We start from the raw sequence: 23,677 nt of genomic DNA, 5'->3' as shown, positions 1-23,677 counted from the left end.
ATGTTATTATCCAGCAATCCGTATCCACGGATCAGTTCTTGTTGTTCAGCCAGATTGACAATATCGGTTCTAATCCCCTCCGCATGAACGGGATACTCCGAATTGACTAGCAATAAATTCCCTTTATGTACTTGATCTTGCATATCCACGTTAATTATTTTGGTATATCCTGCACGAATTTCACCCATATCCTGAACTTCCAGATTCGCCTCTTCCTTCTGCTCAAACAGTGCGGGTGACTTGGAAAAGATATATCCCAGTACAATGATACATATCAAAAATCCCCACTTTTTCATTCCATGCTCCTCCTTTACCTCGTAATTCAAGGATAGAGAAAACTAGTTAAAAAAAAGCAGGGCAATTCTAAAGTTTTTCTTAAATTCAGCCTTTTACTTCATTCTAATGCAGGCAATCGCACTTCAAATACGGTCCGTACGATATCACTTTGGGCCGAAATGGACCCATCATGCTGCTCCACAATATTTTTGGCGATAAACAGGCCCAGACCTGTTCCACCTTCCTGAGGTGTCCGCGCACGATCTCCGGTATAGTACATATCGAAAATATGAGGCAGATCATCCGGATGAATATGTCCCCCATAGTTCATGATCTGAATGATAACCTGTCCTGCATCACGGTGTCCGTTGATATCCACATAAAGACCATCTGTACCATGACGCGCTGCATTAATCAACAAGTTCTCAAACACGCGCGCAAGCACCTCACCATCGCCGGAAATGGTTAACTCGGAATCGATATGCAGCCGGGTGACCAAGCGGTTCTTTTCAAAAACAGGGTAGAGCTCTTCGTTCATCTGCCTTAGCAGTTCACTAAGATCAAGCCTCTTTTTCTCAATCGGCAACATGCCATAGTTCATTCGTGTAATCTCGAACAAATCATCAATCAGTTTCTCAAGACGTTGAGACTTGGTAAAAGCAATCGCTGTAAAGTGCCTGACCTGCTCCTCCGTCAGCTGATCATCCTTCATCAACAGATCCAGATAACCCAATACTGATGTTAAAGGGGTACGCAAATCATGCGCCAGGTTTACAACCAGCTGGTCCCTGCTGCTCTCCGCAAAATCTCCCCGTTCTACCGCTTCCCTCAGTTTCAGACTCGCCAGATTGATATCCTCTGCAATCGCGCCCAACTCGTCCTTCGTCGAAATTTGCACACGGTGCTGGAAATCACCACTCGCGAGTTGCCGGATACCTGTGGAAATATTTTTGAAGTAGGTAACATACGGCTTGGTAAACCAGAAGAAAAACAGGATCGCAAGCGGTATGAACAAGATGAGGAAAAAGTAAATATCCCCTATACTTCTCATAAAATGACGATATTCTGCTAACTGATCCTCCGCACGCACACCAGTGTAATAGTATTGCATCACTTTATATACCCCAAAGGTAATCGCGCCAGATGCCAGCATGCTTAAACCAAGCAACAGAATCATGGTCGTTCGAAAACTTCTGCGTTTATTCATTGAACGTGTACCCCACACCCCAGATCGTTTTGATAAACTTGTTCTTGTCCACATCTTCGCCCAGCTTTTTGCGCAGGGTCCGAATATGAACCATCACGGTATTGCCGCTCTCATAATAAGCCTCTCCCCACACTTGTTCAAAGATGCTTTCCGCACTGAACACCTGTTTGGGATGACTTGCGAGCAGATACAGGATGTCAAACTCCTTCGGTGTTAACTCTACTGGCTTGCCGTATAGGGTAACGCTATGTTGATCTGGCGAGATAATGAGCCCGCCTTTCTCCAGAATGGAGCGCTGGACCGGTACAGACTGGCTGAATTGAAGGGAACGGCGCAGTTGGGAATTGACCCGGGCGACCAGTTCCATCGGGTTAAATGGTTTAGTCATGTAATCGTCTGCGCCCATCACGAGCCCGGTGATTTTATCCATATCCGAGGTTTTGGCACTCAGAAAAATGATAGGCAGGTGATACTGCTCCCGAATTTTGCGGGTCACCTCATATCCATCCATACCAGGCATCATAATATCCAAAATGGCCAAATCTATTGCTTGTGTCTGAACGGCTTGAACCGCCGCTTTCCCATCGAATGCCTTGATGATGTGATATCCTTCTTTTTGCAAGTGCAATGCAACCAGATCAGCGATCTCAACTTCATCATCTGCGATCAAAATCGTAATACGCTTCATTGCTTATTCCACTCCTATATGTGATGCTCAACAATATAACATATCTGAATCCAACTTATAAATGATTGAAGGGAATCCAATATATGAAACTGGACCGTTTATTAGCCATTGTTGTGCTGTTAATCAATCGTGGGCGGGTGCAGGCCAAGGATCTGGCGGATACGTTTGAAGTATCCATCCGCACCATCTACAGGGATATAGACACCCTGGGTCAGGCGGGTATTCCTGTCGTCACCTATCAGGGTGCAAGCGGTGGTATTGGCCTGGCAGAGGGCTATCGTCTTGACCGAAATGTACTGACCGACAAGGATCTGGCCTCCATTGTCACTGCGCTGCGCAGTGTCTCCACCTCCCATACGAATGTAGCACGGGATCTGTTGATGGAGAAACTCAGCAGCATCGTACCTGAAGCCAAAAATGAGGACTTCCAGGCCAATACCAGCCGCTTCATTGTGGATTATTCGATGTGGACGCATCCCGAAGAGCTGCAAATCAAACTTCAGCTTATTGAACAGGGCATGGATCAACTGCGGCCCATTACATTTACCTATTGTAGTGCAGAAGGTACTCAAACTCATAGAACGACCGACCCGCATACTCTTGTGCTCAAAAAGCATTCCTGGTACCTCTATGCGTTCTGTCACGAACGAAACGATTTCCGCATGTTCAAGCTGGTCCGCATGCGAGATGTCGTCCTTGCCCAAGGAAGCTTCGAACGCAAGCCGATCAACCTGCAGGACAGGCCCTGGCAGCAAGAGTGGGCAACTCCGGATAATAAAGTGGCCCTGAGCCTGAGATTCCATGCTCGTATCCGTCACATCGCAGAGGAATGGTTTGGCATAGAGAACGTCGTTTCGGATGGTGAGGGGTATTATATCAGCCAAGTCGCATTCCCGGAGGACAACTGGTTGTATGGGTTCATTCTTGGATTTGGCGCGGATGTTGAAGTGCTGGAGCCTCTACATATTCGGGAAGAGATTCGTAGAATTGCTGAACAAATTGTGCAAAATTATAAAGCTCCGCCCCTAACCTGACAGACAGGTGTCCAGTTCCTCCCGTTATACTTCTACTATATTCAAGCTGTACATAACGAGGAGGAATTGCTGATGAACGTCACAGTATGCCAGAGTTGCGGAATGCCACTTACTACCCCTGCTCAATTCGGAACAGAAACGGATGGTACTACAACCCGCGAATACTGTATCTATTGTTATAAAGAAGGCCAGTTCGAGCAGCCCGATATTACACTGGAGGGCATGATTGAAATGTGCACCGCCATCTTGAATCAGGAAGGAATGGACGAGGAATCAGCAAGGGCAATGCTGCGCAACCAACTTCCTTTTTTGAAAAGATGGAATGCATCCGGCTCAAAACGGAACGTGGCATTTGGGGCAGAACATTCGGATGAGTCCGTTGAATTTAATCAAGGAACTCACGACAATCGGCTTTCCACAGAGCCCATTCGGTATGTCACGCTGCCAGAGAAGCGCCTTGCAGGTGTGTCCGCCAGAACAACCAATGCCATTGAGATGAGTGGCAAAGGCTGTATTCAGGGACTCTGGAACAGCTACTTCGCCTCAGATCAACAGCCTGCCCCTGAAGCCGCCCGCTTTGGCTGTTACGCTGATTATACAGATGGTATAAATGGAGAATACACCATATTGGTGGGTCATGAGGTGGGTCCGGATGAAGCGTTGCCTGAGGGAGTGAGTTCCGTTGAGCTGCCACCTGCAACATATGCGGTATTCACCTCTAGAAAGGGCCCAATGGCCGAGGTCGTAGGTGAGGCCTGGGGTGCGGTGTGGGCCTGGAACAATCAGGGGGAACGCACGTTTACCGGGGACTTCGAATTGTATGATGAACGAAGTCTGGATCCTGAGAATGTACAAGTAGATCTATATATCGCTGTTCGGCAGGAAAAATAAGAAAAAAGTGATTATGATCATTTCTTAATTCCAATTGCACCGTTTCGATCTATATCTTGCCAATCGAATACCGCTCGCGGGATTTACGCAAAATGATGTGAGGCTGTCAGGTTTTCCTGGCGGCTTTTTGGCATTCCGCCTTTGTCTGTCCGTTCAAAATTGCTCTAATATGCACCCGACAACCGACCATGGTACCAAGTTAGCTAGCTTGCGTCGTACCTATACAACCAGACAATATGTCTTAATTTCGACACAACTGGCATTCCCAAAACTGGGTCTATTCACTTAACGACCGCTTCTATCCTCCCATACAAAACCTCACATATGCGGTCCTTTCCTCCTGAATTTACTTAAAAACGTTTACATCTCCTGAATACGGGGTAAAATCACTACAATCCAATTGGAATTACACCTTAAGTTGCCTGTTTCGTCTAACAAGTCACATATACCTATTTGCGTAACAGAGACGATAACCCGTCGGAATACATAACCTATTAATAATCACATATGCATATTCGAAAATGCATTAAAGGAGGAACCAAGATGATCCGCATGCCTATTCAGCAAATGATCCCGTACCACCACCAATATCCGCGCAACACGGCGACCACTGCTCCCAAAAAGGAGAATGAGAACACTCAAGGTCTATCCTTTCATGAAATTTTGCAACAAAAAATGGCTAAAAAGAATGCTGCCCCTTCTATGCGATAAATGAAATGATGAGCGAATTGAGAATCGCTTACGTGGTTCGCACCGTTCCTCTGCGAAGTTGTGGATGAACGGTTATTCGCGTTTTCACGATAAATGTTGCTACCTCAATTATTTTAAATATGTACAGTCTATTGTCACAATCTCTATAATGGGTTAAAAATCTTCGAACTTATATGAGACATAATCCATTTCAGGGGGATAGTATGATGATGACCATTGGCTGTTTTCACGCTCACTATTCTAATATTGCACTAACTGAAGAAGCACTCGCTCCTTATGAGGTTGAACTTGTACATTATGTCGATCCGGGTCTGGATCGCCTCAAACATGATGATGATTTCAGCGAAGCAGTTACGCATGAGAAAGTATCACAGACGCTGCAATGGATCGCCCACTGTCATGCAGATGCCATCCTCGTCACCTGTACCCTGTTTGCAGCCGTACTTGAGCAGGAGGCACAGCATGTTCCCGTGCCCGTGATTGGAATTGATGATCCATTACTTCAGGAAATACAGCAGAATCCTGGCGAGTATATCCTAGCGTTTACCAACCCCGCAACGATTGAAGGAACGATGGCGCGGGTGAATCTGGCTTTGCAGCAAGATGATAAGGATGAGCAGCGAAACGGGATCGAAGCAGTATTGATCCCGGGCACATTCGAGTTAATTATGCGAGGCGATAAGGAAAGTTATCTTGCAGCAGTGAGCACCGGATTACAGCAACTTGCTGAGCAGTATCCAGATAGCACTGTCGTAGCCGCTCAACTGTCGATGGCTCCCGCAGCAGCACGGGTCACATCAGATACAGGCATGGCGATCTATAGCCCGCTGGCATCGCTAGCGGCGTATTTGGAGAAGAAGTTGAGCTTGAAGCGGCGTTAGACTTTGAATCCGAGACGTAAGCCATTCAAACCATCTACATCTACAATTGACGGGAGGAATAAGCGTGCGTTTTCTTTATGTTGTTATATTATTTGTAGTTGGATTTGCCTGTTCGGCATTTTTACATGGAAGTAATCTCAAACTCAGTGATGCACTGTTATTTGTTATTGCGGGGATTTTATATAAAATGTGGAACAAGAAAAATCAAGAAACTCATACTGATGAGAACTGATTGTTCAGATGATTGTACACATACAAGAAATTAGAAAAAAGCTGTTCCTCTCCTCAATCACGGAGAAGAACAGCTTTTCACCATGTCAGGCCGCCCAGATTGCGCTGTAACGACGCTTAAGAGCGTGTCCGGTATTCCTCAGCCTTTTCCAACATACCCGCGGCCACAGCCTCATTCTCGGACAAGCCGTTGTCTGCCGCAAAAGCACGAATATCCTGCGTAATACGCATGCTACAGAACTTAGGGCCGCACATGGAGCAGAAATGGGCTTCCTTAGCCCCTTCTGCCGGCAACGTCTCATCATGGTAGGACAGCGCACGTTCCGGGTCCAGTGACAGGTTGAACTGATCCCTCCAGCGGAACTCAAACCGTGCCTTGGACAGCGCATCGTCCCGCCGCTGGGCACGTGGGTGACCTTTCGCCAGATCAGCGGCATGAGCAGCGATCTTGTAGGCGATAACGCCTTCCCGCACATCATCCTTATTGGGCAGGCCCAGATGTTCTTTTGGCGTAACATAACAGAGCATCGACGTGCCAAACCAGCCGATCATCGCCGCCCCAATCGCCGAGGTAATATGGTCATATCCTGGGGCGATATCGGTCGTCAGCGGCCCCAGCGTATAGAACGGCGCCTCCTTGCAAATCTCCATTTGCAGATCGACATTCTCCTTGATCTTGTGCATCGGCACATGTCCCGGACCTTCAATCATCACCTGCACATCATGCTTCCAGGCGATTTGTGTTAGTTCACCAAGCGTAGCCAGTTCCGCCATCTGGGCTTCATCACTAGCATCGTAGATGCTTCCTGGACGCAGTCCGTCTCCGAGTGAGAACGCCACGTCATACCTTTTCATAATCTCGCAGATTTCTTCAAAATGGGTATACAAAAAATTCTCCTGATGATGCGCAAGGCACCATGCTGCCATGATGGACCCGCCCCGGGACACAATGCCCGTCATACGTTTGGCGGTCAGCGGAATATATCGCAGCAGCACACCTGCATGGATCGTAAAATAGTCCACACCCTGCTCTGCCTGTTCTATGAGCGTGTCACGATACAACTCCCATGTCAGTGCTTCTGCTTCGCCATTGACCTTCTCCAGCGCCTGATAGAGCGGTACTGTTCCAATCGGTACAGGTGAATTGCGGATGATCCATTCGCGGGTCGTATGAATGTCCTTGCCTGTGGAAAGATCCATCACCGTATCCGATCCCCAGCGTACGGCCCAAGTCATCTTCTCCACCTCCTCCTCGATGGAGGAGGATACCGCAGAGTTTCCGATGTTCGCATTGATCTTCACATGAAAATGACGCCCGATCAGCATCGGCTCACTCTCTGGGTGATTAATATTCGACGGCAGGATGGCCCTTCCACTCGCTAGCTCCTGCCGCACAAACTCTGGCTCCACACCCTCACGAATAGCGGCGAACTCCATCTCCGGCGTGATCATTCCCTGCCGTGCATAATGCATCTGAGTCACACTGCGCCCTGCCTGTCCACGTAATGGTTTAGCACGCAAGCCTGGATACTTCTCGGCTCCAGTTCGCTTCCCTCCTGGTTTCAATCCGTTATCCTCCGGTTTGACCGTTCTTCCCTGGTAGGCTTCAACATCTTCACGCTCCGTAATCCAGCGGGTGCGCAGCGCTGGCAGCCCTGCCCGGATATCGGCATGAAATCCAGGATCGGTCATTGGTCCGCTCGTATCGTAAACACGCAGCGGTTCGTTATGCTCCACTCCTTGGGGAGTATTGGTGTCATGAAGGGCAATTTCGCGCTCCGGTACAGCAATGTCCGGTCGTGAGCCATGAATGTATACTTTGCGGCTGCCCGGGAAGGGCTGAACCCGTCCTGTCGTACCTTTTTCCTCTGCCAACTGCAGATTCTGCTTGTCCTGTCCCATCATTCGGTTTCCTGTGCTCATCGCTCTTGTCTCCTCCTCATTAGTGATTGCCTGGATTGAAATGCTTGCTCACGGGTCCAAATCATCCACAACATAGAAAAAGGAAGAGCGACCATACCACACAAAATAGGGACATACACTTCAATTAATACAGACAGTCGAAGCAAAAGGTTTACACCCAATGCTCGCCAATGGCACCCAGCCCTTTATCCAAAAGCAGATCTGACACCAGCTTCCGCCTGTTTACTGTATAAAAAAAGCCGGTTCCCAAGGGAACCGGCTTATGTCCATCACCAATAACATACCTTATAGAGACTCCATAACGGAGTCCATCCATAGGTCACATTATACGGTGTTCGTGGTCGTATCGCCGATTACTTCCCTACGCTGGTATGATCCAGATCAGGTGCAAAGGGTCCAGAATCTCATGCGATTCCGTCTCAGTCCGGACAATTCGGACTCCCCCAGTAACGTTAACAAGTTGCAGCATTTAAGCCGCAAATTTATATTCAATTGCTGACCCTGTTGGGCCGTCCATTACAGAGTAGCGCAACCGAATCATAAAAACAACCTTTATATTCCAGAACATAAAATCAGGATAACATAAGTCCCATCTGTGTAGCAGCTTCCTTCAGTACAGGTGCATATTCATGCAACGTCTCCTGCGAAAGGCGACTAACAGGCCCGGATACCGACAGAGCAGCAGCGATGTTGCCTTTCCGATCCATGATGGGTACAGATACTGCCGCGGCTCCTGGTTCACGCTCCTCATAACTTGTTGCGTAGCCATATTCCAGAATGTCTTTCATCTGGGCCAAATATACTTTGGGATCGATAAATACCGGCCATTCCGGTCCATTCATCAGATCTTCGCGGTCCTCTTCGGTGGCAAAAGCCATTAACACTTTACTGGATGCTCCCACAGATAACGGAAGTCTGACGCCCACCGGAGCTACACGACGAATCGCCTGATCACTCTGTACGGCTTGAATTCGAATCCGCTCACTGCCATCACGCAGATATAAACTCACGGTTTCGCCCAGTCGATCTCTCAGCCGCTCCATCGCAGGAAGGAGCAAAATGGCAGGATCATCGCTGCGAGACATATGGGCAGACAGTTCCCAGATACGTATGCCGAGTCGATACTTCTCGGTTGCTGCATCCCGGATCACAAACCCCTTGTCCTCCAAAGTAGCCATCAGACGATGGACTGTACTTTTGTGCAGACCGATCTGGCTCGCAATTTCCGTGAGCCCCAGATCACTGCGGGTTGTAAAACACAATAATATATCCAGCGCCCGTTCTACAGCCCGGACGGTTAACTTTCGGTCTTCCATGGCAAGTTGCCCTCCTCATGTTTCATCACATGAAACTTGGTTACATAAATTATATGAGAAACGGTCTCATCTGTAAACCAAAAAGCGCCATTTGTAATAGGGATATTTGTAAATATTTTCTTTTTATAAATTAGAATCCCCTGCAATTTGCACCCTAAGGAAATGTTACCCATATATCTTCAAAACTATATAACAATTGCGTAACAAATGGCCTCAATCAATTGACTTTGACTATATTGGAACATACGATAAAGATATATTAAATTAAGATTTTGCTTCATATGTAGTCAGAAAAATCATTTATCCGCTCTGTTCGTCTCGTTGTTATCTTCATTTGATTTTTAAAGGAGGGGCAATCATGTATCCGACATCCCAGAGCGAAGCCCCGCTGCAAACGAAAGTGTCAGATCTGCCTTCTTCGTTATCACCGAGGCTGATCCGGTTCAAGCATATTGTCGTGGCGTTGTTGCTCTCCGTTGTATTTTTTCTGCTCTTTTGTTTCATTGCACTACACGGTTATATTGCTTGGGTATTATCCAATCCAACTGTAGCGCCTGTATTCTCCAATCCCATGCAGGCGAAGAACATGAAGTATCAAGACATCACGTTCCCGGCAGCAGACGGCAGTCGAACGATGCAGGGTTGGTATATTCCGGCTGATGATAATGCAAACAAAACCATCATATTCAGCCATGGATATGGTGCGAATCGTGAAGAGACCTGGGTACCAATGTATGATCTGGCCCATTATGCTCACCAACTTGGCTTCAATGTGGTGATGTTCGATTACGGTTTCGCTTCACAGGTGAACAAAGCTGTTGCCACAGGCGGCAAAGCCGAGTCCCAGCAGCTGCTTGGTGCTATCCAGTTTGCGAAGCAGCGCGGAGCTCAGGAGCTTGTCGTATGGGGTTTCTCCATGGGTGCAGGTACAGCCCTGCAGACTGGGCTTATTACCAAAGATGTGGATGCTATGATTCTGGACAGCACGTTCCTGCTTGAGCCGGATACGCTGTATCACAACATCCATAATCAGATTGATCTTCCGCGGCAGCCTACGCTGGAGATTATGAACCTGCTGTTCCCGATTCTGAACGGGACCGGATTGCAGCAAATTCCGTATCAAGAAGTGAAAAAAGAAGATTATCCTTTCCCGATTTTCTTCATCCATGGTACCGAGGATGAGAAAGCTCCTTACCCGATTGCAGAGCTGCTTGCCGGCAACCAAACCAATCCGAATTCCGATGAATGGATTGTGGACGGTGCGCATCATGAGCTGATCTTCCGGGAGCATCCGAAGGAATATCTGCGCCGTGTCTCCACATTCCTGAGTCATGTGACCAAGACGAGCAGCGATGATGTGGAAAATACGAATAACGGAGAATCGTGAAAATCCGGTAATTCAAGAGCCCCTAGGGGCTCTTTTTTTTGTGTATACATAGGACAACATGCCTGAAGAATATACTTTTGGGATGTAATTAAAGGCAGCTCTACCTTGTACAATACAAAATTGAGCGAACCGGGGAAGCAATTCGTTTCTGCTACTGGATCTGAATTCAAATTCATCTGAACGGAGGTATACCGCTTATGAATTGGTATGGATATGGGCATCTGCTGCCTCTGCGGGTACTCGAAGAAGTCCGTTTCTGGAAAGAGCAAGAGAAGGAACATACGATTGTCATTCGTGCCTTGGTTCCTGATCTTGAACCCTCATATGTCAAATGGCTTGCGGAATGGGAAGCGATTTTTGAGAATAGCGAACGAGTCGCGAATCAGCTGTTGAAGCAAATACTGCCGGGAACCCAACCGCCTGCTCCTTACATCATCCGCTGTATTGAACAGCTCGTGGCTGCGGCCTGCACACAATCGCGTGAGTTCATTAGACAGCTGTACGTCCTGCTGGAGCAAAGTACTGCTGTTCAGCAGGTGCCGATTGCCAAAGTGGTTATTCTGCATTTCATACGTGAATCGGAGTATTTCCTGGGGGTACTTGAAACGTTGAAACAATCTGGAGCTTTGCGAGATTTGGTGTCTGATCCATCTTTTTCACTGGACCATATTCTTCAAACCTCAGAACAACCGGCTGATCCCAACGTACAAGTTGCTTCAACGCCCGTATCTGAACAAGCCTATCGTGAAGCTGTAGAAGAATCGTCCAATGCTGCGGGAAAAATCAATAACTCCACTCCAGCGGTACAGGCACAATCTTCAGCGGCTGTCCAGTCTCCCAATGCAAACGCAGAGGGCACAACCAACTCTTCAGCAGCGCTAGTCAAAGAGAAACCTGTCCCTATTGGTGGACACACACTGCCACCCCTACCCTATGCCTACAATGCGCTGGAACCACATATCGACGAGATGACGATGCGCATCCATCATGACAAGCATCATCAATCCTACGTGGATGGGCTGAACACCGCGGAGAAAAAGCTGGCGGAATCGCGCAAAAAGAATAATTTTGAACTCGTTAAACATTGGGAACGTGAACTCGCATTTAATGGTGCAGGTCACTACCTGCATACCATTTTCTGGACGATTATGAATCCCAAGGGTGGAGGCAAACCCTCCGGTATGCTCGCAGAGCAGATCAAGCGGGATTTCGGCAGCTATGAAGCGTTCAAGAATCAATTTACCGAAGCCGCCAACAAAGTGGAAGGCAGTGGCTGGTCCATGCTGGTCTGGAGCCCGCGGGCGCACAGATTGGAGATTTTGCAGGCGGAGAAACATCAGAACCTTTCCCAGTCCGACATCGTGCCTCTCCTGCCGCTTGATGTATGGGAACACGCCTACTATCTGAAACACCAGAATGAACGCAAAAAATATATCGAGGATTGGTGGAAGGTTGTGTACTGGCCAGCTGTGGCGGAACGTTACGAAACTGCGCGCAAGCTCTTATGGCCGCCTTATTAGTATTCTCGGGCTAAGCATAGCATCGGGGAGTACTCTGGAGCGCATTGAATCCATGGTTCAATAATTTGATGTAAAAAAAGAGATATCTCCAGCCAAATGACTGAAAGATATCTCTCTTTGAGTTTGAATACAACTATTTACTTGCGGATAGAAGCTGCCTCAATCGCTTCATAAGCCCAATGTGTGGCGGGTACATCCGACCACTGTCCTACCGCATTCGTTTCAGCTTGAAAACCGATCAGCTTATTCAGCATTGTAACAGCTTCAGCGCGGGTGATCGGCTGGCTTGGACGGAACGTGCCATCCTTGTATCCGGTAACTACACCCGCCGAACTTAATTGTTCTACTGCTTGTTGCGCCCAATGCTCGTTTACATCGGTAAATGCTGTCGGAGCAGTAGTCATCTGATCAGATGTTAATAACGGCTGTAACAGGACAGCTATTTCCGCGCGAGTAATCGCTTGATCCGGCTTGAAGCTGCCATCTGTATAGCCTTGAACATAACCGGATTGAGCTGCTGCTGAGATAGCCGAATCTGCCCAGTGACTGGATGTAACATCTGTAAATTCATGACTTCCCTCAAGAGTCGATGTTCCCAGAATACGCGTGATTAATGTTGCCATTTCCGCACGAGTTACATTACGCTCTGGCCGGAAACTGCCATCCGTGTACCCCTGAATATAAGGGTGTGCTTTCAATGTGTTGTCTGTCCAGTCTTTGACCTTAACAACGGAGAATGTACTGAATTTGTTGACTTCAATCTCGACGCCTTGCTGATGATCACCGTTTAGGGTAACCCGTTTGCCGTGTACAAGCTCCTTCGTTCCATCACTATGCTCAATATATACACCTAGCTCCTCAGACTTCACACTTGCAACCTGATTAGCATCCAAAGGCAATATGAGCGTAACAGGTCTGCTCTGTAGATTCGTTTCGATCGTCATTGGACGTCCAATGATCTGGATATCCGTTGTGCCTACGAATTGGATGATCGACTCATTCGCCTGTGCTCTCGTTTGGATCTCTGAACGTTGGGATTCCTTCTTCACCGGTACAAGACGGAAATAAATATCATCTGTGCGTCCGTTCAAGGAACTCGCCGGAATGATAATCTTCACATTAGGATTGGAAATAACCAGATTCACTCCTTGCTCAGCCAGCATTGCTGACGATTGTGGAGAAAGCTTCAGATCCCACTGTGATACTTCATCTTTTGCGTCTGGAATCAAGACAACCGCTGTACGGGAGCCTGTCTGTTTCAACTGGTCGATAATGGTTTGCGTTTTGCTCTGATCAAGAAAAAGTTCATCCTTAACCGTACCATCTGTTCCTCGAGTACGATTAATCTCCAAGGAAGCGATCGTTGAAGCTTGATCCCCATTCGCTACATCCACTTTGATTACTTCTTTCTGTGGAGCTTGTGGAGTTGTTGGCGTTACAGGAGTTGGAGTAATAACTCCCCCACCTCCCCCATTACCTGGCGTTTCTGGATTGGATGGAGTTATGTTAATCTTCACTGAATTAGATATTCCATATTCGGATACGCCATCTTCATATACAGCTCTAACCGCGAAAATATATTTTTCGCCTTCTCTAAGATCATTAATTTCCCAACTACTATTCATAATATTAGAAGTAACAAGTACCCATTGTGAAGGGTCTACTGGTGCTGATGAACCTTCGTACATATAGACCGAAGCTAATCCGTTCATGATTGGATCCCAAGTTAACGTAACCTTTTTCTCACCTTTTGTTGCCACTACATGCTGTGGTACAGGAAAGTTCGGGTCTGGATCTGGATTAGATCCACCACCATTATTATTTTCCTCTTGCGGGATCACAACGTTAGATGCAACATAATCTGAATTTTCTTCATCGGAAGTATACGATCTAACTGCAAATATATAGGACTGCCCATTTGTCAGATCACTGATATGTCCATCACTGTAACTGTCCGTCACATCCGTCCACAGATCGGGATCCTCAGGTGCTGCTGTTCCTTGGTACATATACACGCGATAATCTAATTCTGGCTCTGTAGTCCATTCAATGGCAACCTGACCATCACCAGATGTAGCCACTACGTTTTGTGGAAGAGGAGTTGAGTTTGCAAGTGTTGAATATCCCCGATCTCCCATGTTCTTGAGCTGACCATTCTTATCTTCTACCGCCAGGAACACTCGATACGAAGAGTTCTCGTCCAGTCCTGTGAACAAGAACGATTTCTCTTCATTGGCTTCTAGATCAACATAAGATAGGTTAGCTAAGGCATGTAATTTAGTATCTTCGTCAGACTGTCCTACGATTTCCTCATCATACAATTGATTGTCAAAATAAAATCTACCGGCTTCATTAAGCTTCACTTTAACTTTAGATGTGGACTGGGTAATTGTTCCATTAACAGGAAATGGATATAGATAATCTATTGTAGGATCGGGCAGTGGTGGAGTCGGTGCATTCATAAGCTTGGATGAACGCAAGATCGGGTACCCATCATTGATCCTGTTACGAGTTGTCCAAACTCCATCGAAATCCCATCCATTGAAATTAGAATTTTGTTTCATCTGTTCGGTAGTAAGACCCGTTGCATAATTAAAACCATTCTGCTGGTTCGTACTACTCTTGGCTAAATCATAGTAGTTATTAGTAAAGATAACTTGATTCTCTGGATCATTCAGATTACCAATGACTGACCCTATTGTCTGATCATCAATAGGTGATGATGAATTATCAGACATAACGTTTACAGATGCCGCCACATAATTATTAAGTACATTTATTTGAGAGTTGTTACTCGAGTCACGTACTTTATTCACTTCACCAAACAAGCCGCCAATACCTTCAGCAGAAAAATCATTATCCCCTGTAGCATTAGATCTCACTGAACCAACCACATAGTTATCCGCAATGGTTTGGCTAAATTCATAATTAAGTTGGCCAATCAAGCCGCCTACCTGGTAGTTACCCGTCACCTGTCCTGAAGCGTAGCTCTGATGAATGAAATTATCATTCGACTCTCCGATCAGTCCACCTATAGCCTCATAACCACTCACTATACCCTCAGCAGCATTTGCAATGATTGTGCTCTTATTACTTTCTCCAACAAGTCCCCCGAGTGAGTCGCCATCCTCACCTAAGGCGATCACCTCGACATTAGTGCTGTTATTTATATACTCACTGTCGTCCGATAAACCTGAAATACCGCCTACTCTCATATTCCCTTGTATATTTCCACTGATTTGGATCCCTTCAATACGCGACTCTATGCTCCGTCCGGCAAGTCCGCCTACGATCACATTTCCTTTTATAGAAACATCGTTTAATATAAGATTTTTAACCTCAGCACCTTGTAAAACTGAGAACAGCCCCACAGATTTATGGGTATCATCTGTTGTTCTCAAACCAGAAATTGAATAACCATTCCCATCGAACCTGCCTGTAAAAGGCATAAGCTCACCTTCTATGATGTCAGCAATTGGATTCCAAGATCCTCCGTTCAAAAACGTGCTCATGGCTGCTTCAGAAATATCATTCTTCAGCTTGTAATTACCGTTTAAGTCTTCTCTTACGCAATAGAGCTCTTCAGGCGTACTAATGAGCTTCCATTCAACATCATCAGAATCCGTTTCCGTTATTTCATAGCAACTCTTGGCCTGAACGACGCCTTGTTGAAACACAACTGGCAGCATACCGAAGACCATAAGGAACGATAATATCACGACCCCTATTCGTCTCAGGAGCCTGGCGCGCTTCTGGTGATCCTTTTTTCGCATGTTCGAATCTTCCCTTCTCTTTCTGTTGTAGGAAGATTATAACTATCAGCTCTGAACGGATTCTGAACATTTATCGTCATTTTTCGTGAAAATATGCCTTTTCTCGCATTTTCGCAAAACCACTTTCAAATAAGCATGTTTCTTCCCGTGCAATTTGTTGTTCAGCGGGGCGCGCCTGAATCGAATAATCCAAATGCAGATACAAAAAAAGCAAGCCTCTATACTAGAGACTTGCTTATCATTTGAGAACCACTGTGCAGAGCGTTTACCTTAAGACGCGCAGCCTTCACAGGCAACATAGTTGTCGCCAACCTGTTTGCTAATTGCGATCAGATCGCCCAGCTTGATATCTTCTTCACCTGTAAATTCAAGATCAGCGATACGTGCAACGATCAGGGCAGCTGCTTCTTCCTTGCTTGTAGCCATTTGGCTGAATTCAGACTTTTCGCCTGTAGAAATGACCTCATATAAGTACGTATATCTTAAAGTTTCCATGTAGACACTCTCCTTCCGAAATCACATCATATCATCTCTATTACCCAATTCCAAGTCCAAGCTTCTGAACCTAATCGTAACGTAGTTTCATCTGCTCAGCCGTCCGTCTAACGGCTTCCCGATCCACGGTCAACACACGGCTCGTCTCCGCCAGGGGAAAACGCTGACGCAGTGTACGTACCAGCGAAGCTGTATACGCCGCAGCAGAAGGGACACCTGCCAGTTCCTGCAAACTCGCCATCGTTCCGGGCCGAACATCCGGATAGCCTTCGCTGGCACCGTCTGCTGCATCCTGATAGAACTTACGCACGTCTGCTGCCAATTGGTCCCCTCTTGTCCTTCCACGATGATAAAGGCCGTAATGATATAAGCCTTGGCCTGTCTGCGCTGGGCAATACCACAGAATTTCAGTCCACCCACGCTGACATCATAATCTCCAGGACAGAAGGCGCCTTCGATCTCCCCCGTACGTGCCTGACTCGACCACGGTGTTAGCGATTCAGCAATCAGTGAGGCCATCTCCCGAAAATCATCGTGTATATTGATGGCTCGTCCAGGGTTGGGCAAAATTAAAGAAACGTTAACCACCCCTGGATTCAAGGGAACTGCTGCACCACCGGATGGACGAACGCAGACCGCTGTTCCCTGGCTTCTAATGCGTTCCATCGCTTCTACCGCCTGTGGTAGCCTCCGATCCCGTAGCCCTGCTACAAAGGCATCTGGATGCCGCCATATATGAGCAACGGGCAACTGACCCTCTCCCACCCGGCGGCACATGACTTCTTCCCAAGCAAATGCTTCAAGCACACTGCTCCCGTGCCGCAGCAGCGGTGTCTCCCAAATCTGTAGACGCAATGAATGATCCAGCTGCATCTGCTGCTTTATTCCCGGCGATCCGGGTTGATCTGAATTGGACGGTACACTCATATAAGATAGCCTCCGACTAAACTAATCTGGATGAATTGAAATAATTACGTGATCCTTATGTATCCCCATGAATGCAAAAGTAATATATAAATAAGCCGGTTCCCCAGGGAACACGGCTTATTTATGAAAGCTTCCATTGGCACAAGCATCTATACTGCCATTTCAGATCCAGCAAATTGCCGAATGGAAACAACATGATGGTGCCAAAGGATCCAATGCTTCTGGCTTGTCCAACGAGTGGAATGAGCCGATCTTAATCTTTCATCAGCGACAGGAACTCGGCACGCTGTGCCGGATTGTCACGGAAAGAACCACGTACCGCAGACGTTACCGTCTTGCTGCCCGGCTTCTTCACGCCGCGGGAACACATGCACAAGTGCTCGCCTTCCACGACAACCATGACACCGTTCGGCTCTACCGCTTCAGTCAGAATATCGGCAATCTGTGAGGTAATGCGCTCTTGAACCTGCAGGCGGCGGGTAACTGCCTCCACCAGACGGGCCATTTTGCTTAATCCCACAATCTTGCCACTCGGTACATATCCAATGTGCACCTTGCCGAAGAAAGGCGCCATATGGTGTTCACATTGGCTGTAATAGACAATGTCCTTCACAATGACCAGTTCTTCATGATTCTCGTCAAACGTCACTCCAAGTACATCGCGCGGGTCCACTTCATACCCGCCAAAAATCTCTTCATACATCCGGGTTACGCGTGCAGGCGTTTCAAGCAGCCCTTCCCGCGTACTATCCTCACCGATCAATTGCAAGATCTGCTCAATGTGATACTCGATCTTCTCCCGATTGTCGGATACTTTTGAATTCAAATAATCTTTAACGCCAGCCACTGCCGAACGCCTCCTTTCGAACCACATGCTGTAAGTAGCCATTCACTCCAGCATTAAGCAAAATGCTCACTCACAGCTATTATTTTCGGCGGCCCGAGTTTTTACGCGCAGGATGTTGTTGCGGCTGAGGCATCTTAGTGCCAGGCTGCTGGTTCTTCATCATCTGCTGGGCGCGCTGCATCTGCTTGCCATTCAGGTTATAACCCATTTGCTTCGCCATCTTCTGGAGCATGTCGGGATCGCTTTGCATTTTCTCAAGCTGCTTCCGCAAGTAGTATACCCCAATGAAAAATCCTCCGACCAGACCAACAATCAATGTAATAATCGGTATTGCTATTTCCATCTCTTAGACACCTCTGTATGCAATCTAAAAAGCCTGATGATCCGTGTCAGCACATGATGTTATACGCTCACAATGCAAACATGACACGCACCGGATTTCCTGAAAGTTATCATAGCATTTCCGCACGCCTTGAGCAAACGGATTTTCCAGCTATCTACTGAATTTAACATCCAGAAAACAGATCGAAAACATTCAATAAATCTTTCAGGAACATCCGTATAAGTTACATCAGTACCGCCTCTATGAAAACGGTTGTATGCTGAGCCAGATCCACTTCAATCACATCCAGATCATAACGTGTACTGCCACGTGCCACCCGAATGACCGGCCTACCGGGCAAACCCCGGTGCTGACGCACAATGACTCCGGTCTCTCTGGTAGACAATCGAACTGCTGTTCCATTCGGATAAACGGATACACTCCGGTTGAATTCTATCAAAATGTCACGATCCAGCTTCGTGCCAGACATCGCCATCATCTCTTCACAGGCTTCATGCGGCAGCAACCTTCGACCCGAAAGGCCATTGATCAGATTATCATACGTGTTAGCTGCACTGACGATTCTGGCGAACAGATGAATGTCTTTTCCCTTGATACCTCTCGGCTGTCCCGTTCCATCCACATGCTCATGATGCTGCAGAGCTGTATGTGCCACAAGCAGATTGAACTCCCGTTTGGACTTGATCAACTCGAACCCTCTCCACGTGTGATGCAGGGAGGAATTCGCTGCTGAACCGCTGCCGGGTGGCTCCCCCACTTTACCGATGTCATGCAATAGAGCTCCGACGGCTAGATCCTTGAGCTGCACATAGTTAAGCCCCAGATTCAGACCAATGACAGAAGACAGCAAACATACATTCATGGCGTGAACATACTGTGCGTTATCTTTGGTCCGAATATCTGTGAGCTGGACAAGCAGTTCACGCCCATTCAGAACATCGTTCAACAATTTATCGATGCTGATGGCGACCTTCTTCGGGCTCCAGTCCTTCCCGGAACGGATAGATTCAAGAGTTACACTCATTTCATTAATAACTGCTTTTTTCGTGGCTTCATCCAGAATGTCTTCTGTATCCACATCTTTATAAGCTTCATCCTGGATGTATAGCATGGTCACGCCAATACGCTTCAGCGTATTAACCATAAATACGGTGAGTTGGACTCCGGCAGACAGCAATACCGTACCGTTACCGGAATATACTGTTTTGCCCAGAAACTCTCCCGCTTCCACGCTCTCCACGTTAACATACTTCATGAACGTCCCCCGCTCTTACGATTGCTGCTCCAATGTGAGCAATTGCTCTTTGGTTTGCAGCCCACCTACATAACCCACCAGGGTTCCGTCTTTACCGCTGATGCGGTGACAGGGAATAATAATCGGAATCGGATTTTTACTAATGGCATCCAGAACTGCTCGAACAGCTTTGGGCCTACCGATGATTTCCGCAACCTGTTGGTGTGTTGAGGCCTCTCCATAAGATATATCGGACAGGACTTGCCATACTTGTAGCTGGAATGGTGTTCCAAACAAATCGAGCTTCAGTTCAAACGCTTTTCGTTCTCCTGCAAAATACTGCTTCAACTGCTGTGCAGCTTCACTCAGCTTCTCTTCATTTTTCTCATATCGATATTCGCCAATCCATGTACGGGCCCATTGTTGCAGATGCGCCTCGCGCACATGGAATGCACCGAAATCAATGTGACACAGGCCCTTATCCGTGGCACAGAGCGTTAGTGTACCGATCGGTGTCAGCACTTCATCGTAATATACTGGCGTACCATGCAGGCCTGTTACGGCTGATGGTTTCCATGCTGCAGCTTCCGGTTTGGCAGGCTCTGTCGTCTGCCCGTTCTGTTCGGGTGTCTTATTCTGTTCCTTCTGATCCTCAGGCTTATTGTTACTCTTTGGCTCTGCCTGAGGCTTATCGGGTAAGGTCTCGGACGAACTCAGTCGTTCCTTGGCCTTCTGCAGCATGCTTAGCACGTTCCCATCTTGTTCGTTAGCGGCAGCTTCCCCAATGGCTCTCATTGCGTCTTCTCCTCCAATTCTGCTCAGCGCCCAAGCTGCAGTTCCCCGCAGCTCGGGACGCGGATCACGCTTAAGTACCTCCGTTAGTTTCGGTACAGCGGTTTTGTCTTTGAAATTGCCGAGGGCAATTACGGCGTTGCGCTGGATTGGCTTCTTGCCCCGCCAAGCGGCGGAACTTTGGCCAAAGCGCTCTTTGAATTCACGGTTACCGATGTCAAGGAGCGGTATCAGCAAAGGTTTTACAATCTCCGGATCGGGATGAAACTCGGGATGGTGGTCCCAGTTTTTACCCCGATTCTTCGGACAGACAATCTGACAGGTATCACAACCGTACAGACGGTTGCCAATTTTCAGCATAAACTCTTCATCCACGAAGCCTTTCGTCTGGGTCACAAACGAAATGCAGCGCTGTGCATTCAGTTGTCCCGGTCCCACCAATGCTCCTGTTGGACAGGCATCAATACACTTCGTACATTCACCACAATCCTCGGTCACCGGGTTATCTGGCTGAAACGGAATATTCGTGACCAGTTCGCCGAGAAAGATCCATGAACCGAATTTGGGCGATATAATGGCACAGTTCTTGGCACTGAATCCTATCCCCGCACGTTGGGAAACAGCACGGTCCACCAACGCCCCCGTATCTACCATACTTTCAATCATGGCTTCAGGTACGCGTTCTCGTATAAAGTTAACCAGCTTGTCCATCGCTGCACGCAGGACTTGGTGATAATCCTGCCCCCAGGCGGAACGAGCCAGAATACCGCGGTATGCACCCGGCTCCGACTTCGGCGGATTGACCATCTTCGATGGATAAGCAACAGCAATAGCAATGAGCGAAGCAGGCTCTCCATCTTTTAGTTCGGGACGCACCCTTTTCTCAATATCAGGCTCCTCAAATCCGGACTCGAATCCTTTCGCCCGATGTTGCTCCAGAATGGATTTCAAGGTCACGAATGGTTCTGCCGAAGCGAATCCTATATCATCAATACCCATCTCGGGAGCAGCTGCCTTAATCTCTTGTTTTAACTTCTCCCATACAGCTGCTGCCTTTGCTGCTCCGGTCTGTACACTCGTCATATCTATTCCCTCTCTTCTTCCACGCTAATTCCGTAAATAGTGAACGCCCGCCTCAGGTGGGAGGACAGGCGCTGATTTCGATATACAAGTCGGACATACCGGAGCTAGAAAGAAACCGAGTCTATATCGTTTAACGCAAAATGCAGCGTGAAGTTGTTGTCCTTGTCCTGCTAACATTTTACAGTTTTTTAATTTCCGAGAACGGCCAAAAAATAAACTCCGCCCTGCCTACAATTTCACTGGATGTAATGCTGCCAAACACACGGCTATCCTTGCTCTTGCCTTCATGACGGTTATCTCCCATCACAAAGTAATGATCCGCTTCCAGCGTAATCGGTCCAAAATCAGGGTCCTGAACCTCCGTATCCGTGTACGTTTCCGCTTGCTGCTCCCCATTCACGAACAGATGATGATCCCGTACTTCAACCGTATCACCGGGAAGTCCGACAATCCGTTTAACCAGAAAATCTTTTTTCTCCACACCTTCGCTTGGATCACGAAGTACAATAACATCCGATCGGGACGGTGTCCCAAAGTCGTATACAATTTTATTCACAAACAAACGGTCCTGCTCAACCAGCGTGGGCTGCATCGATTGACCTTTGACCATCGAAAGATTGAATACAAACAGGTTCAACAGCATCATGATTACAAAAGCAATCACTATCGTTTTCACCCAGTCCCAAAGCTCTGCACCCCAGGATTTCCCCGGTTGATCAGGCACTCCCGGACCATTTCGTTCCTTGGAAGCCACATGCTCCGTTGAAAGATTATTGGAGTTCAAAGAGACACCTCGTTTATCAATTTTATAAAGAAAAACATCGATCGACGTACTTTCAAGGCAGACAGATCGCATATAATGAACGTTTTTCTTAAAAATATCAGGAAGCTGGCGTTCCACGTTTATATGTTCTGATATTACCAAAATCGAGTGATCATAATCCTTTTAATTCTACTTCATTTGCAAGGGTGAAACAATTGGTTATGAGCACCAACACAACTTGAAGGGTGAATTACAACGGGATTAAAACAGTTAAACCAGGGATTAAGTTAAATGGAATGGCGTTCAGAAGTGGCGAAAAAAGGGGAATAATCGGTGAATAGCACCCATATAAATAGAAAGGCATATCCCTCACGTTGTTACACGCTGAAAGATACGCCTAATATAAAATGAAAATCTGTTTATATTTCTTTTTAACCATGCAAACTAAGCTTTGGACAAAATACTAAGTTTCTGGAAAGCGCTCATAATCTGATTGGCACCGTAACCCATTGCTTCATAAAGAGGCATGGCCACTTTGTTGTGCTCATCACCCGCCACCCATATTTGACTGACTTTACGCTGCTGGAACCTTTGTTCCATGGCCTCGACAAGTTTTTTGCCGACTCCGCGTCGACGATAGTCTGGATGGACCGCAATACGATAGATGCATCCCTGGTTGTGGTCAATCGTACCGATCAAAGCGCCGACGAGGTCTCCCTCTTCTTCCGCAACCATGATCAGGTCAGAATCCCATGACAATTGACGGGCAAACGGGCCCATCGTGTTCTCATAACACTCTTCCGATAGTGCAACCTGGAGAAGCTCTGTCATCTGGCTTGCATCACTCAACTGAAAGGAACGAACGTGCATGTCTTAAATCTCCCTTTTCGTTAGCTTAGATGAGGTTTTACAAAAAGGGGCTCCCCTTTTTACCAAAAACCCAATGTTCATATAATGACAAAAAACGAGAAAATACCGCTTCTTCGTCAATTAAACCATACTTTACGCCATAAAACACGCATTTTCTTTTGAAAGCGCTTAATTGTAACCGTTTACATCCGAATATTAAATTTTCCCTCTATTTAAACACCTAAAATCACATAAATAGTTTCATAATGGGTAAAATATGTTTGTTATCTCTGACCCATGAATGGATTAACATCTGGGGGGACTTAATAAACAAAAATGTTGCTTAATTAGCCCGAATGCGGTTTAATATTAGTGACAAGGGTATTATTACATAGGTACCTGTGGCAATTTGCATAAATCCTGTGAGCGACTTTCACTCAGCAAGATATAGATCGAAGTGATCCTATTCGTCTAGAACTTGTCCCGGAAGCGATTCGAATTGAATT

General features: G+C 47.0%; 19 protein-coding genes, 1 pseudogene and 1 riboswitch. Of the genes and pseudogenes, 7 read left to right on the top strand and 13 right to left on the bottom strand.

Features of this window, described 5'->3' with window-relative positions; all coding sequences use genetic code 11:
* Positions 1-394: 394 nt before the first annotated feature.
* Both BLV50_RS23845 and BLV50_RS23840 read right to left on the bottom strand, forming a co-directional pair.
* A complete protein-coding gene (locus BLV50_RS23845) occupies positions 395-1,483 on the bottom strand; it encodes a HAMP domain-containing sensor histidine kinase (RefSeq protein ID WP_063568045.1) in 1,089 nt (362 codons plus the stop codon).
* On the bottom strand, positions 1,476-2,171 hold the full coding sequence (locus tag BLV50_RS23840) for a response regulator transcription factor (RefSeq protein ID WP_063568044.1): 696 nt from the start codon (positions 2,169-2,171) through the stop codon (positions 1,476-1,478). The genes BLV50_RS23845 and BLV50_RS23840 overlap by 8 nt, the downstream gene beginning before the upstream one ends.
* 83 nt (positions 2,172-2,254) lie before the next feature.
* Here BLV50_RS23840 and BLV50_RS23835 point away from each other — a divergent pair, with 83 nt between their 5' ends.
* From BLV50_RS23835 to BLV50_RS32895, 5 genes are all read left to right on the top strand, one after another.
* Complete coding sequence (locus tag BLV50_RS23835) at positions 2,255-3,205, top strand: helix-turn-helix transcriptional regulator (protein WP_064642392.1); 951 nt, start codon at positions 2,255-2,257, stop codon at positions 3,203-3,205.
* A gap of 72 nt (positions 3,206-3,277) precedes the next feature.
* Positions 3,278-4,096, top strand: a complete 819-nt coding sequence (locus BLV50_RS23830) for a zinc ribbon domain-containing protein (RefSeq protein WP_090810342.1) — start codon at positions 3,278-3,280, stop codon at positions 4,094-4,096.
* 543 nt (positions 4,097-4,639) lie between these two features.
* Positions 4,640-4,807, top strand: coding sequence for a hypothetical protein (locus BLV50_RS32900; protein ID WP_161490662.1), 168 nt, complete (start codon positions 4,640-4,642; stop codon positions 4,805-4,807).
* A 206-nt stretch (positions 4,808-5,013) separates the two neighbouring features.
* Complete coding sequence (locus BLV50_RS23825) at positions 5,014-5,688, top strand: aspartate/glutamate racemase family protein (RefSeq protein ID WP_090810340.1); 675 nt, start codon at positions 5,014-5,016, stop codon at positions 5,686-5,688.
* 64 nt (positions 5,689-5,752) lie between these two features.
* Complete coding sequence (locus BLV50_RS32895) at positions 5,753-5,920, top strand: hypothetical protein (protein WP_176854678.1); 168 nt, start codon at positions 5,753-5,755, stop codon at positions 5,918-5,920.
* A gap of 116 nt (positions 5,921-6,036) precedes the next feature.
* Here BLV50_RS32895 and thiC read toward each other — a convergent pair whose 3' ends face one another.
* Positions 6,037-7,824 (bottom strand): phosphomethylpyrimidine synthase ThiC, encoded by a 1,788-nt coding sequence (gene thiC, locus BLV50_RS23820; protein ID WP_090810408.1) that lies wholly within the window; start codon positions 7,822-7,824, stop codon positions 6,037-6,039.
* 359 nt (positions 7,825-8,183) lie between these two features.
* A riboswitch (TPP riboswitch) is annotated at positions 8,184-8,297 on the bottom strand.
* A 117-nt stretch (positions 8,298-8,414) separates the two neighbouring features.
* The gene (locus BLV50_RS23815; protein ID WP_063568040.1) at positions 8,415-9,158 is read right to left on the bottom strand and encodes an IclR family transcriptional regulator; all 744 of its coding nucleotides are present in this window, start codon (positions 9,156-9,158) and stop codon (positions 8,415-8,417) included.
* Positions 9,159-9,516: 358 nt separating this feature from the next.
* On the opposite strand from BLV50_RS23815, the gene BLV50_RS23810 reads away from it, so the two are divergent.
* Together BLV50_RS23810 and BLV50_RS23805 are read left to right on the top strand one after the other, a co-directional pair.
* Positions 9,517-10,545, top strand: a complete 1,029-nt coding sequence (locus BLV50_RS23810) for an alpha/beta hydrolase (RefSeq protein WP_063568039.1) — start codon at positions 9,517-9,519, stop codon at positions 10,543-10,545.
* A gap of 197 nt (positions 10,546-10,742) precedes the next feature.
* Complete coding sequence (locus BLV50_RS23805; protein ID WP_090810338.1) at positions 10,743-12,065, top strand: Fe-Mn family superoxide dismutase; 1,323 nt, start codon at positions 10,743-10,745, stop codon at positions 12,063-12,065.
* A gap of 137 nt (positions 12,066-12,202) precedes the next feature.
* Here the strand turns inward: BLV50_RS23805 and BLV50_RS23800 are convergent, their stop codons facing one another.
* The 9 genes and pseudogenes from BLV50_RS23800 to BLV50_RS23760 all read right to left on the bottom strand — a co-directional run bounded on the left by BLV50_RS23800 (position 12,203) and on the right by BLV50_RS23760 (position 23,192).
* On the bottom strand, positions 12,203-15,838 hold the full coding sequence (locus tag BLV50_RS23800) for an S-layer homology domain-containing protein (RefSeq protein ID WP_090810336.1): 3,636 nt from the start codon (positions 15,836-15,838) through the stop codon (positions 12,203-12,205).
* 270 nt (positions 15,839-16,108) lie between these two features.
* Positions 16,109-16,333: a hypothetical protein gene (locus BLV50_RS23795; RefSeq protein ID WP_053779639.1), complete on the bottom strand. Its 225-nt coding sequence runs from the start codon at positions 16,331-16,333 to the stop codon at positions 16,109-16,111.
* 70 nt (positions 16,334-16,403) lie between these two features.
* Positions 16,404-17,206, bottom strand: a pseudogene (locus BLV50_RS23790) (biotin/lipoate A/B protein ligase family protein).
* A 307-nt stretch (positions 17,207-17,513) separates the two neighbouring features.
* The gene (gene folE, locus BLV50_RS23785; RefSeq protein ID WP_063568443.1) at positions 17,514-18,107 is read right to left on the bottom strand and encodes a GTP cyclohydrolase I FolE; all 594 of its coding nucleotides are present in this window, start codon (positions 18,105-18,107) and stop codon (positions 17,514-17,516) included.
* A gap of 79 nt (positions 18,108-18,186) precedes the next feature.
* A complete protein-coding gene (locus BLV50_RS23780; RefSeq protein ID WP_072734850.1) occupies positions 18,187-18,450 on the bottom strand; it encodes a YneF family protein in 264 nt (87 codons plus the stop codon).
* Between the two features lie 223 nt (positions 18,451-18,673).
* On the bottom strand, positions 18,674-19,705 hold the full coding sequence (locus BLV50_RS23775; protein ID WP_063568445.1) for an HD-GYP domain-containing protein: 1,032 nt from the start codon (positions 19,703-19,705) through the stop codon (positions 18,674-18,676).
* Positions 19,706-19,720: 15 nt separating this feature from the next.
* Positions 19,721-21,559, bottom strand: coding sequence for a tRNA epoxyqueuosine(34) reductase QueG (gene queG / locus BLV50_RS23770; protein ID WP_090810334.1), 1,839 nt, complete (start codon positions 21,557-21,559; stop codon positions 19,721-19,723).
* 178 nt (positions 21,560-21,737) lie between these two features.
* On the bottom strand, positions 21,738-22,343 hold the full coding sequence (gene lepB / locus BLV50_RS23765) for a signal peptidase I (protein ID WP_256338032.1): 606 nt from the start codon (positions 22,341-22,343) through the stop codon (positions 21,738-21,740).
* 423 nt (positions 22,344-22,766) lie between these two features.
* The gene (locus BLV50_RS23760; RefSeq protein WP_024632996.1) at positions 22,767-23,192 is read right to left on the bottom strand and encodes a GNAT family N-acetyltransferase; all 426 of its coding nucleotides are present in this window, start codon (positions 23,190-23,192) and stop codon (positions 22,767-22,769) included.
* Positions 23,193-23,677 lie beyond the last annotated feature (485 nt).

It is taken from the genome of Paenibacillus sp. 276b, assembly GCF_900107875.1.
GTDB classification, from domain to species: domain Bacteria; phylum Bacillota; class Bacilli; order Paenibacillales; family Paenibacillaceae; genus Paenibacillus; species Paenibacillus marchantiae.
Note: the sequence above shows the minus strand (reverse complement) of the source record. Positions and strands in the feature narration are given on the sequence as shown.

What these genes read in the sequence shown, in the direction of transcription:
- BLV50_RS23845 (WP_063568045.1), bottom strand. Translation starts at nt 1,483, where the DNA reads ATGAATAAACGCAGAAGTTTTCGAACGACCATGATTCTGTTGCTTGGT.
- BLV50_RS23840 (WP_063568044.1), bottom strand. Translation starts at nt 2,171, where the DNA reads ATGAAGCGTATTACGATTTTGATCGCAGATGATGAAGTTGAGATCGCT.
- BLV50_RS23835 (WP_064642392.1), top strand. Translation starts at nt 2,255, where the DNA reads ATGAAACTGGACCGTTTATTAGCCATTGTTGTGCTGTTAATCAATCGT.
- BLV50_RS23830 (WP_090810342.1), top strand. Translation starts at nt 3,278, where the DNA reads ATGAACGTCACAGTATGCCAGAGTTGCGGAATGCCACTTACTACCCCT.
- BLV50_RS32900 (WP_161490662.1), top strand. Translation starts at nt 4,640, where the DNA reads ATGATCCGCATGCCTATTCAGCAAATGATCCCGTACCACCACCAATAT.
- BLV50_RS23825 (WP_090810340.1), top strand. Translation starts at nt 5,014, where the DNA reads ATGATGACCATTGGCTGTTTTCACGCTCACTATTCTAATATTGCACTA.
- thiC (WP_090810408.1), bottom strand. Translation starts at nt 7,824, where the DNA reads ATGATGGGACAGGACAAGCAGAATCTGCAGTTGGCAGAGGAAAAAGGT.
- BLV50_RS23815 (WP_063568040.1), bottom strand. Translation starts at nt 9,158, where the DNA reads ATGGAAGACCGAAAGTTAACCGTCCGGGCTGTAGAACGGGCGCTGGAT.
- BLV50_RS23810 (WP_063568039.1), top strand. Translation starts at nt 9,517, where the DNA reads ATGTATCCGACATCCCAGAGCGAAGCCCCGCTGCAAACGAAAGTGTCA.
- BLV50_RS23805 (WP_090810338.1), top strand. Translation starts at nt 10,743, where the DNA reads ATGAATTGGTATGGATATGGGCATCTGCTGCCTCTGCGGGTACTCGAA.
- BLV50_RS23800 (WP_090810336.1), bottom strand. Translation starts at nt 15,838, where the DNA reads ATGCGAAAAAAGGATCACCAGAAGCGCGCCAGGCTCCTGAGACGAATA.
- BLV50_RS23795 (WP_053779639.1), bottom strand. Translation starts at nt 16,333, where the DNA reads ATGGAAACTTTAAGATATACGTACTTATATGAGGTCATTTCTACAGGC.
- BLV50_RS23780 (WP_072734850.1), bottom strand. Translation starts at nt 18,450, where the DNA reads ATGGAAATAGCAATACCGATTATTACATTGATTGTTGGTCTGGTCGGA.
- BLV50_RS23775 (WP_063568445.1), bottom strand. Translation starts at nt 19,705, where the DNA reads ATGAAGTATGTTAACGTGGAGAGCGTGGAAGCGGGAGAGTTTCTGGGC.
- queG (WP_090810334.1), bottom strand. Translation starts at nt 21,559, where the DNA reads ATGACGAGTGTACAGACCGGAGCAGCAAAGGCAGCAGCTGTATGGGAG.
- BLV50_RS23760 (WP_024632996.1), bottom strand. Translation starts at nt 23,192, where the DNA reads ATGCACGTTCGTTCCTTTCAGTTGAGTGATGCAAGCCAGATGACAGAG.